The 12,646-nt window shown below is 62.9% G+C and carries 12 protein-coding genes; 3 read left to right on the forward strand and 9 right to left on the reverse strand.

Annotated features, from left to right (window positions below; genetic code table 11):
- Positions 1-4: 4 nt before the first annotated feature.
- On the reverse strand, positions 5-1,252 hold the full coding sequence (locus OKW38_RS30255) for an efflux RND transporter periplasmic adaptor subunit (RefSeq protein WP_429364554.1): 1,248 nt from the start codon (positions 1,250-1,252) through the stop codon (positions 5-7).
- A gap of 441 nt (positions 1,253-1,693) precedes the next feature.
- Between OKW38_RS30255 and OKW38_RS30260 the strand changes: the two genes are divergently transcribed.
- Positions 1,694-2,584 carry a 2OG-Fe(II) oxygenase gene (locus OKW38_RS30260; RefSeq protein ID WP_429364556.1) on the forward strand — a complete coding sequence of 297 codons (891 nt, stop codon included), beginning with the start codon at positions 1,694-1,696 and terminating at the stop codon, positions 2,582-2,584.
- 116 nt (positions 2,585-2,700) lie between these two features.
- Here OKW38_RS30260 and OKW38_RS30265 read toward each other — a convergent pair whose 3' ends face one another.
- The 8 genes from OKW38_RS30265 to OKW38_RS30300 all read right to left on the reverse strand — a co-directional run bounded on the left by OKW38_RS30265 (position 2,701) and on the right by OKW38_RS30300 (position 10,927).
- Positions 2,701-3,708: a response regulator gene (locus OKW38_RS30265; RefSeq protein ID WP_429333301.1), complete on the reverse strand. Its 1,008-nt coding sequence runs from the start codon at positions 3,706-3,708 to the stop codon at positions 2,701-2,703.
- Positions 3,708-4,832 (reverse strand): ATP-binding protein, encoded by a 1,125-nt coding sequence (locus OKW38_RS30270; RefSeq protein WP_429333300.1) that lies wholly within the window; start codon positions 4,830-4,832, stop codon positions 3,708-3,710. The genes OKW38_RS30265 and OKW38_RS30270 overlap by 1 nt, the downstream gene beginning before the upstream one ends.
- Positions 4,833-4,840: 8 nt before the next feature.
- Positions 4,841-6,199 carry a sensor histidine kinase gene (locus tag OKW38_RS30275; protein WP_429364558.1) on the reverse strand — a complete coding sequence of 453 codons (1,359 nt, stop codon included), beginning with the start codon at positions 6,197-6,199 and terminating at the stop codon, positions 4,841-4,843.
- 22 nt (positions 6,200-6,221) lie between these two features.
- Positions 6,222-7,613 (reverse strand): class I SAM-dependent methyltransferase, encoded by a 1,392-nt coding sequence (locus OKW38_RS30280; protein WP_090807735.1) that lies wholly within the window; start codon positions 7,611-7,613, stop codon positions 6,222-6,224.
- Between the two features lie 547 nt (positions 7,614-8,160).
- Positions 8,161-8,568: a DUF2000 domain-containing protein gene (locus OKW38_RS30285; protein ID WP_090807737.1), complete on the reverse strand. Its 408-nt coding sequence runs from the start codon at positions 8,566-8,568 to the stop codon at positions 8,161-8,163.
- A gap of 44 nt (positions 8,569-8,612) precedes the next feature.
- Positions 8,613-9,458: a helix-turn-helix domain-containing protein gene (locus OKW38_RS30290; RefSeq protein ID WP_429364560.1), complete on the reverse strand. Its 846-nt coding sequence runs from the start codon at positions 9,456-9,458 to the stop codon at positions 8,613-8,615.
- Between the two features lie 110 nt (positions 9,459-9,568).
- Complete coding sequence (locus tag OKW38_RS30295) at positions 9,569-10,081, reverse strand: hypothetical protein (protein WP_429364562.1); 513 nt, start codon at positions 10,079-10,081, stop codon at positions 9,569-9,571.
- A 213-nt stretch (positions 10,082-10,294) separates the two neighbouring features.
- Positions 10,295-10,927, reverse strand: a complete 633-nt coding sequence (locus tag OKW38_RS30300; protein ID WP_429364564.1) for an isochorismatase family cysteine hydrolase — start codon at positions 10,925-10,927, stop codon at positions 10,295-10,297.
- Between the two features lie 234 nt (positions 10,928-11,161).
- On the opposite strand from OKW38_RS30300, the gene OKW38_RS30305 reads away from it, so the two are divergent.
- Together OKW38_RS30305 and OKW38_RS30310 are read left to right on the forward strand one after the other, a co-directional pair.
- On the forward strand, positions 11,162-12,157 hold the full coding sequence (locus tag OKW38_RS30305) for an aldo/keto reductase (RefSeq protein WP_429364566.1): 996 nt from the start codon (positions 11,162-11,164) through the stop codon (positions 12,155-12,157).
- Positions 12,158-12,250: 93 nt separating this feature from the next.
- Positions 12,251-12,643 (forward strand): hypothetical protein, encoded by a 393-nt coding sequence (locus OKW38_RS30310; protein WP_429364567.1) that lies wholly within the window; start codon positions 12,251-12,253, stop codon positions 12,641-12,643.
- The last annotated feature ends 3 nt before the right edge of the window (positions 12,644-12,646 follow it).

Here is a 12,646-nt window from a genome sequence, read left to right on the forward strand (position 1 = left end):
TCCGTTACGACGAGGCGGCTTCGGACGCGGCCGGCGCAGGCGATGCCGACGCGCTCGACGCCGGCGCGGCTTCGGACGCGGCGGCGGGCGCTTTCGGGCCGGCGGCGGACTTCGGATGCGCCGGCTGGATCTTCGCGCCGTCGTTCAGACGATCCATGCCGTCCGTCACGACCGGGTTGCCGGCCGCGAGTCCCGACACGATCACCGTGTTCTTGCCGTCGCTCGGTCCGAGCTTGACCTTGTGCACGGACACCGTGCTGTCCGGATTGACCAGATAGACGAAGTCGCCCGGCGCGCCGGACTGTACCGCGGCGGTCGGCACGAGCACCGCGTTCTGCATCGTGTTGACGAGCAGCTTCACGTTGACGAACTCGTTCGGGAACAGCGTTTCGTCGTCGTTCGCGAAGGTCGCGCGCAAGGTGACGGTGCCGGTCGCGGTCGCCATCTGGTTGCTGACCGCGTACAGCGTGCCGGTCGCGATCTCGCGCGAGTTATCGCTCGAATACGCGGTGACCGGCAGCTTCGCGCCGGTGGCGAGACGCTGCACGATCGACGCGAGCGAATCCTGCGGCACCGTGAACTGCACCGTGGTCGGCTTCACGGTCGTGATGACGACGATGCCGGTCGACGACGACGCGGTCACATAGTTGCCCGGATCGACGAGCCGCAAGCCGACCTTGCCCGCGATCGGCGCGGTGATGCGGCAATAGGCGAGGTCGAGATCGAATTGGGCGATGTTGGCGAGGTCGACCTTCACCGCCGCTTCGTCCTGCTGCACGAGGAATTGCTGATCCGCGAAGGTCTGCTGCGCGATCGACTTGCGTTCGTTCAACTGCGTATAGCGCTCGAGATCGGCGCGCGCCTGCGCGAGCGACGCGCGGTCTTTCGCGAGCGTCGCTTCCGCCTGCTGCTTGCTGATCTGATACTGGCGCGGATCGATCTGCGCGAGGAACTGGCCTTTTTGCACCTCCTGGCCTTCGTGATAGCCGACTTCGGTCAGATAGCCGCTCAGCTGCGGCAGCACGGTCACGGTTGCGATCGGCGTGACGGTGCCGAGCTCGCTCAGCGTGACCGGCATCGAACCGAGCGTCGCCTGCGCGACGGTGACGACGATCGCCGCGTTCTCGCGCACCGGCTTCTTGCGAGTCATCAGATGAACCACGACGAGCGCGACCAGCATGAGCACGACAACCGCGAAGATGATGAGCCCGCGTCGGGAGCGCTTTGGCGGCGGGGACACGGTTTCGCTCATGTTGATCTCCGGGAACGGATATTGGTGTCGATACTCGGTTGGAAACTCGTCCGCTGACGGGACTGCGCAAAAGTGCCATGGTTCACGCGCGTTGTCATCAGTCGAACGCCTCCGGACGTGTTGTTATGAAGACGTAAGGAAGTGGGGCGAGGGCTTGAATACGGGCATGCGTGAATGTAACCGGCTTGCGCCGGCCTTGAGTTACAGGGGCGCAACATGTTGGCCGCTGGAAGAGTCCGGGGCATCGATCGGGCGGCACGTGGGGGCGGACACCCGCATGGGCAGAGTTATGGGCCCGGCGGGACATCGCAATATGCGGTAACAGACGACAGCCAACTGACAACCGGGCCGTGCGTCCGGAATCGTCACAATCGTCCGCTATCATCGCGAGCCAGCGTCGCGCGCGCCGCGACTGTCACGACACCCCACAACCTCGCCCCGATGTCCATCACCGTCAATTTCCCAGCCGAAGTCCGCGACTGGATCGCCGCCAACCTTTCGCGCGGCGTCGCGCCCCAAGCGATCGTCAACGAACTGGTGAGCCGCGACAACGCGGCCGAGCTCGCGTCGGCGATGGTCGATGCGGTCGCATCGGCGTTCCTGTACGGTATGGCGCTGCCCGGCGACAAGCTCGAAGTCGGCAGCGCGCCGCTCAGCTACCAGCCCGAGCCGCTGCGCGTGCCCGACGCTCCGCTGATCCAACTCGGCGAGCGCAAGGTGCGCGTGCTGTCGCGGCTGCAACGACCGGCCGCCGTGCACATCGCCAACTTCCTGAGTGCCGATGAATGCGAGCAGCTGATCGCGCTCGCACAGCCGCGGCTCGACCGGTCGGCCGTCGTCGATCCAGTGACCGGCCGCGATGTGATCGCCGGTCATCGCAGCAGTCACGGGATGTTTTTCCGTTTGGGCGAGACGCCGTTGATCTCGCGCATCGAGGCGCGCATCGCGGAACTCACGGCAACCCCGGTCGAGAACGGCGAAGGCCTGCAAATGCTGCACTATCAGGAAGGCGCGGAGTCGACGCCGCACGTCGACTATCTGATGACGAGCAACGAAGCGAATCGCGAGTCGATCGCGCGCAGCGGCCAGCGCATGGGCACGCTGCTGATGTATCTGAAAGATGTCGAAGGCGGCGGTGAGACGGTGTTTCCGCAGCTTGGCTGGTCGGTCGCACCGCAGCGCGGGCACGCGCTCTACTTCGAATATGGGAACCGCTACGGGCTGTGCGATCCGAGCTCGCTGCACGCGAGCACGCCGCTGCGCACGGGCGACAAGTGGGTGGCGACCAAATGGATTCGTACGCGGCGCTTCGCGCCGCGCGTTCAGGCTTGAGAAGTCAGGCCTGACAGGCAACGCTTGCAGCGTCGCGCTGCTAGCCGCGGCGGGCTGCAGCGCGAAGCCGGTAGCAGGATGGGCGCGTCAGACGCCGCGCCCTCGAAGCAAGGTAATCAGAACTGCTCGATCCACGTGGCGAGGCGATCGGCGGCGAACTCGCTACCGCGCTGCGCCGGCCGGAACGCGATCGCATCGCCTTCACTGGCCGGCTGCAGTGCAACGTCATTGCCGTCGAGCCACAGAAGGCTCGCCAGCCATACCGCGTGCCCGCTCGACACCGCGTTGTTGCCCGGCTCCGCGAGAAACTCCGCGAGTGTGGCCGGCTGGTCGCACACGAGACCATCGCCTTCGCGGCGCACATTGATGCCTGCCTCGGAAAATACCCCGGCCAGCGTCGTCAGTGCGTCGCTCGCAGTCACGCTCGCGCTGCCGTGACGGTTACGCAGCGTGGCGAGGTGCGCGGCCACCGTATGACCGAACGCGCCGCTGCGGGCACTCTCGGCCGCGATCAGATCGGAGTAGTCCTGCAGCAGCCAGTCCGGCTCGGAGTTCGGCACGTCGGCGAGTACCGCTGCGGCGAGATACGTCTCGACCGGCTGAAAGCGCTCGGGCCCGATCAGCGTGGCCGACAGCGAACGCACCAGACCGATGCGAGTGGCGACCACCTGCTTTTGCAGCACGCCCAGCTTCTCGCGCACCAGCGTATCGCGCTCCTTGCGCAGCTCGGCAAGCTCGAGCGCCTGCTTCAGCTCCATGCGCAGCGCCGTGATGTCCCAAGGCTTCTTGATGTAGCGATGGATATGACCGAGGTTGACGGCCGCGACGGTCTGATCGATTTCCGAATACGCGGTGGTCAGGATCCGCACGACATGCGGAAAGCGCTCGCTCGCATAGCGCAGCAGCTCGTTGCCGAACTCGCCCGGCATACGCTGGTCGGAAACCAGCACCCCCACCCTGTCGCCGTGCTCGTCGAGCAGCGCCTTGCCCTCTTCCACCGAGCCGCCAGTCAGGACCGGCGCCAGGCTTCCGATGGCACGCTGGAAGTACTTTACGGCGGTAGCTTCGTCATCGACGAAAATGATCGCCGGCGCCAACTCCTCTGTGGCTTTTGCTTCGTTCATCAACAACTCCTGTGCGTTTGACCTTTGATATGGGGGAAATCCAGCACTACGGTGGTGCCTCCCCACGACGTGGACTCGATCCTGAGTCCGCCGCCACAGGACTGCATGACACGGTTGCATAGAATCAGGCCCAAGCCGTTCCCCCCGGATTTCGCGTGCGTTGTAATTGGGTCCGTCAACAGGCGGTCTTTGATCTCGGGCGGAATTCCCGGCCCGTTGTCGCAGATGCCGATGCTCGGGTGGGGTTCCGTTGTCACGGTAAAGCGCACCGACGGCGACGGCACATCCGCGAGCGCGCGCAACGCGTTGGACAACAGCGACGACAGCACGAGCGCCACGCAATTCGGTTGCGTGAGCACGGCAAAGTCGCTGTCGACGTCGACCTGTACCCACGAGCGCTGCGCGGTCGTAAACGGATACGTATCGAGCAACGCCGAGATCAGCCCATGCGCGGTACTCTCGATGCGCGCCTCGTCGCCCTCCAGTTGCCGGCGCCGCCCGTTGTGCACCGAGCGCCAGAAGGACGACACCACCGCCATGCAGTACTGCGCGCTCTCGCGCATCGATTTCGCGGCGCCGAGAATTTCGCCTTCCGCATCGCGCTCCGCGTCGATGCGATCTTCGATGCTGTGCGCGTTCAACGCGATCGCCGCGAGCGGCGTGTTCAGTTCGTGCGCGATGAACGCCAGGGTTTCGTCGATGGCGATCAGGCGCTGATTCTGCATCGCGCGTTCGTGGTAACGATCAAACGCCAGTTGCAGCGTATCGCGCACTGCCGCCGGCTTCAGCGGCTTTTCGAGGATGCGGAACACCTCGCCGGTGTTGACCGTCTGCAATAACATCTCGACGTCTGCATAAGCAGTGACCAGAATCCGCACGATGTGCGGATATTCCAGCGCCACCTGGCGCAGCAGGTCGCCACCGTCACGCCCCGGCATGCGGAAGTCCGTGACCAGCACCGCGATGCGGGCGTTGTCCTGCTCGAGGATAGCGATCGCCTCGTCGCTGCTCGTCGCGAGCAGGACCTCGTAATCGGCACCTACGGTGCGCGCGAAATATTTGCAGGCCAACTCTTCGTCATCGACGTAGAGAAGAGTGGGCTGTGTCTGTCGGATGTCATTCATGGTGTTTCTCAGGGTGCGGGCGACAGATCGAAACTGAATGACGCCCAACTTCCCTGCTCGCTCTCAGCAAACAGCAGGCCGCCATGACGCTCGATCACCGCATAGCTGATCGACAGCCCGAGGCCCAGGCCTTGTCCCACTTCGCGGGTGGTAAAAAATGGCTCGAACACGCGCGCGAGATGCTCCGGCGCGATGCCCGGCCCGTTGTCTTTTACCGTCACATGCAGGCGGTCTTCGGTCCATCTGACGTTGACATGAATCGCCGGCGCGGGCGTGCCCGCCTTGCGCATCGCCAGCACCGCATTCGACAGCAGGTTGATCAGCACGCCGATGATGGCCGCCTCGTCGCCCTGCACCAGCGTATCCGCGGGCAGCTCGCGCGTGACGGTGACGCCCCGCAATTCATGCCCGACGAGCCGGATCGCCGAATCGAGCGCCTTTTCGAACAGGAACGGCGTGCCCAGCTCCGCCTCGGCGCCGGGCTTGCGATACGCGAACGTCTTCAGGTCCGACACGATGTGCTGGATCCGCTGCATGCCCTGCCGCGCATCGACCAGACATTCCTGCAGCGTCGGCTCCTTCTTCGAGATCGGCTCTTCCAGCGCAACCTCGATTGCCATCAGACAGAAGTTCACCGGGTTGTTCACCTCGTGCAGCAGGCCGGCCGCGAGCGTACCGATCGCCGCCATTTTTTCCTGCTGCAGCAGTTGGCCCTTGATGTCGAGCAACTGCCGATTGATCACTTCGAGTTCGGCGTTCTTCGCGGAGACCTCCGCGTTTTTCTCGGACACCTCGGCCTTCAGGCGAAACAGCATGAAGCGCACACGTTCGTTGAAAAACGTGTAGACCGCACTTGCGGCAGCGGCGAACAGAAGGAGCAGAACATTGACGGTCATCGTGCCGAGCGGCACGCCGTCATGCGGAGGCAACAGGCAGGCCAGCAGATACAGAAAGCAGGACAGCACGCCGACGCACACGAGGTTTTGCCACAGACCGAATGGCAACGCAATGCCGGACGCGAAGATGGCCAGATTCAGGCCCATGTAGTAGGGCGACAGAACACCATCGGTGCGCCAGATCATCCATGAAATCATCGCCTGCGGCAGCAGCAGCCAGGACAGCGTCAGCCATGGAGTAAGCCGCCGCCCCATGCTGGTGTCGAGCAAGGCGATGATACCGCCGATCATCAACGACACGAGCAGGCGCGCGAGCGCGAACGACGTCTGATACTGCGGATACTGCGCGTAATCCAGCCCCACGCCGAGCAGCACGAGCGCAATCGCTGTGCACGCGCCGCCCCGGCTGAACGTGACGCGAAAGTCGGCCAGCTCGGTTTGATAGCCGCTCTGCAGGGGACTGGTAGTCATGAAAAGGGATGTCGACACGGTTTCAGAGGATCGTGGCTTCCGCGAACACATTCACCCCGGTCTCGTCGACGTAGAGCTTCTGGTCAGTGGAGTTGGCGGGAAGCAGCGAGCTCATGCCGCTTTCGTTCCGATAAATCAGATACCACTCGAGCAGATGCTCCATCCCGTACTTCTCCGGATTCGCCGAATGGACGTTGGTGACCAGCAACTGGCCGCCAGCTCGCGTGCGAGCGGCGAAGTAACTCAGGAGACGCGCGCAGACCTTGTCCGACAGATAGTCGAACAGACCCGCGCAGTACACCGCGTCGAATTCGCGCGCGGAGGGGTCCGTTGAAATTTTACGCTTGAGCAGATCGTGCACCGACTGATGCACCATTTGCACCGAGGCTTTATGGCCCGCGGCATTCGCCGAGCTTTCGATCGCGTCCTTCGTAAACGCCAGCGTTTCCTCGCTGAAGTCGACCAGCTCGAACGACAGCAGCTCCGGATGCGGATATTCGCGCACGAAGCGCTGGATCTCGAAAGCGGGCCCGCAACCGACGTTGAGGATGCGCAACGGCCTGCCGGCAGCGCGCGCCGCTTCGGCCTGACGCGTCAGAAAGTCGATCAGCAGCGTGATGCGGTTGCGGTGCGCAGTCGCGACCGCCGCGTGCAGGAACGCGGTATTGACGATCTGGAAGTATGTGGTCGGTCCCTGCTGCGGATCGCTAAGGATCTGGTTGACCATCTCGTAGTCGCCGGCATAGCCGAGCGGCTTGGTGAACGTGCGGTAGACGAATGGCGCGCGCAGCAGCAACGGATGCAGTGCCGCTTGCGCATACGTGCGATGCACGGGTGCGGTCTCGGCGTCGACGCGCTCGGCCTCTTCCTCCAGGCGGTCGAGGAAGAACTTGATCTTGAGCATGATCGGCGTGGCGAGCTCGTAGAACAGGTCCTCGCGCAGCCTGCCTTCTTCGGTCTTCGGCAAGCTCTCGGTCAGGTCGACCTGCTCGACCCAGCGCGACACTTCCGACAGGAATGCGCGCATCTCGTTCACGACGATCTGATAGTCGCGCCGGATATTGAAGCGCGCGTCCCAGTCGCTAATAAAGAGTTCTGCTTCCCGGCCGACCGATTTCGCTTCATTGGGCAGAACGCTAAGCTCGCGCCATTCGTCGATGAGTGCCAGCGAAACCACCGCGGTCAGACCGGTGTTCACCAGACTCACCACCACCGCCTTGCCGAGATAGGCATTCTTGGTGCCCATGCGCACGCTCAGCTCGCTTAACACCTCGCTGACCTGCACGATGGAATAGGGGTTATAGACCTCCATGACCAAAGACTTTCTCTGGAGGTTAATGATCGTCCCACGCACGTGCTCGCGCTGCGAGTTGCGGAAGCTGATCACCGGGTCGATTTGCGTTTGAGAGTACACGGTATTAGTACCTGAGGAATCCGGGAACGCAGCAGGGTGTTGGAGAAGTCCAGTGAATGGCTGCCGCACGCACGACACCGGCGACAAGTCGTGGACGCGTTTCAAACCACAGTTGAGCTGGAAACACCAAAGCCCTTTGCCAGAATGGCTCCAGCGGGTTGCAGTGTAACATCAACACGTTCAATTCTGACTGAGTTCAAATTCAGGATGAAACGTATATGCAAGGATTTCTTGCGAGCATGTCCGTGCTGTAGAAAGCCGTTTTTGCAAAGTACCATTTGAAACGAGTTGGCGAGCGCACGGGGGCAATCGCCGACAATTCGTTTCTCGACAACGACTTGCAATCGCATTGCCACGATGGCGGCACGATCCGCTATTGAGGGGGTGCGTTACTTGTGCCTTTCTGATCTATGCCCTTTGGATATGCCCCGTGCATTCTCCGAATAAGCCTTTTTTAACGCAATTCGCGTCCGGCGCGGCAAACGTTTTTCTTTTAGAGTTCGGCGCGAGTACCGTCGACAATCGAGCGGCTCGCGCACTCGTTGACTCATTCGTGCAAGGCCAAACCTTTCACGGCCTTATCGACGGCTTTCTTCGGTCCGTGCAGTGCGAGACCGACGAGATCGAGATTCGCCGCGTCCTCGGCGCGAAAGACTGCGCGATTCGCCGCGTCATGCCCCGTCGAAAACATCGCGTGCACATACGGCACAATTCCGAGCTCGCGCGACAACGCCTGCCGATGCGCGCCCTGCAGACCGAACCGGTCGGCGGCGAACACCATCATCGGCTGGCCGAGCATGCGGCCGTAGCGGTGCCCGGCGGCATCCTCGTAGGGTTCACCCAGCGCATCGGGCGCCGCGGCCGCCACACCGGTCGCGAGAAACGCGACCACATTGAGCTTCTGCCAGACCGCGAGATCGCTGCGCACGATCAGCGCCACTTTGGTATCGAACATGATGACTCCTCGTTGAGCCGCTCATGATCGACGATGCCGCGCGATCAGTCTGGAACGTTTGTGCACATCTGCCGGTACGCCGCCGGCGTCATGCGGTACGCCCGACGAAACCAGCGGCCGAGATGGCTCTGATCCGCGAAGCCGACTTCGGCGGCGACCTGCGCGGGCGTGCGGCCGGTCGCGAGCAGGCGCCGCGCGGCGCGCAGGCGCAAGCGCACCAGATACGCGTGCGGCGAGGTGCCGAACGCGCGCTGAAACAGACGCGTCAACCTGAACCGGTCGATGCCGGCAACTTCGGCGAGTTCGTCGAGCCCGAGATTGCCGTCCATGTGTTCGTGCAACAGATCGCGCACCCGCGTGATCGCAGGTGACGCGGCGGGGTCGCCGGTCAGCGGCGCATCGCGTAGCTGGGCGCCGAGTTGCAGCAGCAGACGATCGAGCGTCTGGTCGCGCGCGAGCCGGCCCTCGTTGCCGTAGATCGCGGCGAAGGCCTGGCCGATCGCATCGATGAGCGCACGGTCGTCGACCAGCGTATGGCCGAACGCCGCCTCGACGCCGGCCAGTCCCGGCAGATCGAGCCGCCGCGCCGCGCGCTCGACCCAGGCTTGCGGCAGATACAGCATCGCGTAGGTGAAGCCGGCCGCCTCTGGCGCGTGACCGTCGTGCAGCGCGCCGGGCTCGATCAGGATCGCGCGGCCCGGCACGCTCGTGTGCAACGACCGATGACACTGGAAGCGTTGCACGCCCTGCTCGGTATAGCCGATCAACATGCCGTCGTGATCGTGCGGATCGTAGGCGTGACCGCCGAAATGCGCGCGCAGGCTCTCGATGCCGGTTTCGGCATCGCGGCGGGCGATTAGCCAGTTGGCGAGACTGAGTGGAGTGGGCATGGGTTGGAGCTGGCGGGCAGCGGGCGATGCGGCCAGCGGATAGTGTACGGCAGCGGGGGAATCAATCGGGTCGGGCCAACGACCGTTCCTGTCGACGAAGGCAACCAGCGTCACGGCTTCTTCGAACGCGGTGGCCGTGCGTTGACGAACGGGTTATACCCGCGCGAACCCGCCGGCCGATCCTGTTCGGTCGCGCGGCGGCGCTTGCTGGATCGTCCGTCGCCCGACAATTGCGCAAGCAGTTCTTGCGATTCGGACTCCGACTCCGCGTCCGTTTCATCCACGGGCGGCGCGGTTTTTTTGCGTCGCGCGGTTTTTGGCTGCGCTGCTTTCTCGTCCGTATCCGGCGCGACGCCCGCGATGTGTTCGATCACGGTCATGAACGATGCCGATGCCGATCGGACAGGTTGTCCCGGCAGCATCGTCAGCGCGACGATTTCGTACAGTGAACGACCGTCGACGGAGCGGCCCTCCACCGTGTCATGCCAGTCGACATCCGCTTGCGCGAAGGCGCCGATCACACGTTCGAGCACGGCCGGCGACAGGACGCCGCCGTCGTATAACCGGATCACGACGCTTTCGAACATCTGGAGCGGGGCGATGCCCGTTGTTTTCGGCGCCACGTTTTGTCATCCGGTTGGTTTCTCTTCCAGTATCAGCCAGCAAATCATATGCCGATGTGGCGAGTAACTCATCGTGATCGCCGAATACGGCATGCACCGACGGTTACTCGGTCACGCCGGGCGGCCCGAAAGCGCTGCTGCGATAGCGGGGTTTATTCGTAGCGAAACCAACGGAACGCCGGGGAAAGACGTAATCGAGCTGGCGATATTGGTCTACGCGAGCAGCAGTAACGCGTCCGCCAGTGACAGCACCGTTGTGCGTGAATCGAATGCGGTAGAAAACAGATGCTCGTGGACCACCTGGTCCGGGTCGTAACAGCAATCCTTCACCGTATACAGGCGGAAGTCCGCGTCGCTGGCGTACGCGACCGAGGAGAGCACGACTCCGGTCGACGCGATGCCGACCATGATCAGCGAATCGATACCTTGCTCCGAAAGCTTCGCCTCCAGATCGGTGCCGAAGAACACGCTCGCACGATGCGCGATGACGAGCGGTTCGTTGGCCTGCTGGCCCAACTCTGGCGCGATCCGGTCTGCGAGGAAGAGGCCAAGACTTTTGATTCCCTGCCCATTCCTGTTCAACGGGCTGACTTCCGGATAGCCCGGACTGAACCTGAGGTTGGCGAAATAGACGCTGACGCCTTTGGCCCGGGCCGCGTCGCATAAGCTGCGCGTATTGGCGAGCAAGGCGGGCGCGACCGACGGAAAGAGTCCGAGAATGTCGGTCTGGTAGTGCATGACGACAAGCGCGGTTCGCGATGGTGCGATGGCCGGAATCCGTGCACTTGTGCGAGTGCCGCCGAGCCCGTCGTTCGCGGTGCCGTCAGAACCTGCGTTGGTTGTCATCACGCCTCCTTCATCCGGGTTTCACGTCCTGTTGTCGGAGCGGCCGCTTCGATGCCGTGGAAATCATACTTCATCGCATCGCGCGGGTGATCATCGATTCCGCCCGGACGCATACCCTACTTCAACGGCCCTGCCCGCTTGCTACACTATGTACAAAGGTCGCCGGCGCTCCCGCAAGGGTCATGAACCACCTGCGACGCAACTTCGCTAAAAAAATAGAGGATGAGCATCCAAATGACGCTTTCGACGAGAAAATTTGGTCGTACCGGCTGGAATGTGTCGGAAATCGGTTTTGGGGCATGGGCGATCGGCGGCTCGTGGGGCAGTGTTGCGGAAGATGACGCCAAGGCCGCGCTAAATGCCGCGCTCGATAACGGTGTCACGTTCATCGACACGGCCGATGTCTACGGCGATGGTCGCTCCGAACGGATCATCCGCGACGTGCTGCGGCAACGAGGCGGCGAACGTCCGATTGTCGCCACCAAGCTCGGGCGCCGACTCGACCCGCATGTGACCGGCGGCTATCTGAACAAGCGCGAGCTCGAAGCTTTCATCGACCGGAGTCGCTCGAATCTCGGCGTCGACACGCTCGACCTGGTCCAGCTGCATTGCCCGCCGACGGAGGTTTACTACCGTCCCGAGGTGTTCGACGCAATGAACGACTTCGTCGCCGCCGGCAAGATCCGCTACTACGGCGTGTCGGTCGAAAAGGTGGAAGAAGCGCTGAAGGCGATCGAATATCCGAACGTGGTTTCGGTGCAGATCATCTACAACATGTTCCGTCAGCGTCCATCCAATCTGTTCTTCAGGCAAGCGCAAAAGAAAGACGTTGCGGTCATCGCGCGAGTGCCTCTGGCCAGCGGCATGCTCACGGGCAAGATGTCTGCCGATTCGACTTTTGCATCAGACGACCATCGTGCATTCAATCGGCATGGCGAGGCGTTCGACGTCGGCGAAACGTTCTCCGGCGTGCCCTACGACGTCGCGTTGCAAGCGGTCGATGAACTGCGCGGCCTGGTACCCGTGAACGCCTCCATGGCGCAGCTGGCTCTGCGCTGGATCCTGATGGAGGATGCCGTCTCCGTCATCATCCCGGGCAGTAAAAACGCGGCCCAGGCGGCGTCGAACGTCTCGGCCGCGAGCCTCGCGCCGCTGTCCGACGAGGTAATGCAACGGGTCCGGGATGTGTATCAGCGCCATATCGCGCCGCACGTCCACCAGCGCTGGTAAAGGCAACGCGGTGGCGGCTTCGCGGTGGGCGCGTTCGACATGCAGGGAGCACCCGGAATAAATTGTGTTTGCACCTCGACTCTGGAGAACCTCATGACAGACATCGCACTTGCACGCAAAGATGCTTGCCTCGCAGTGGTTCATGCGGTAATGACGGACTTGAGCGACGACAGCAATCTGATCGGCGCGGCTCTACGTGTTGCGGACTACCTCGTAGATGATCTCGAAGGCAAGATCACCGAGACCGACGCCATACTGCTTGCTGTCACCGCACTAACCAAGGTCAATCGCGCGATTCGCGAGTGGAACGACGTGGACGGCAACGCGATGGACGCGATGAGAGTCGCGGATTTCGTCATCGATGAACAAATGAACGGGTACGACAGCGCGCCACATCAACCGACTTCGTCGGCGGCAAGAATCGAGGCGCGAGCGGCCGCGGTGATCCGGCCGACGGGGTCCCCGGTGCGGCCTGTTCACCACTGAGTT

Source organism: Paraburkholderia sp. MM5496-R1 (assembly GCF_050436205.1).
Classification (GTDB): Bacteria; Pseudomonadota; Gammaproteobacteria; order Burkholderiales; family Burkholderiaceae; genus Paraburkholderia; species Paraburkholderia tuberum.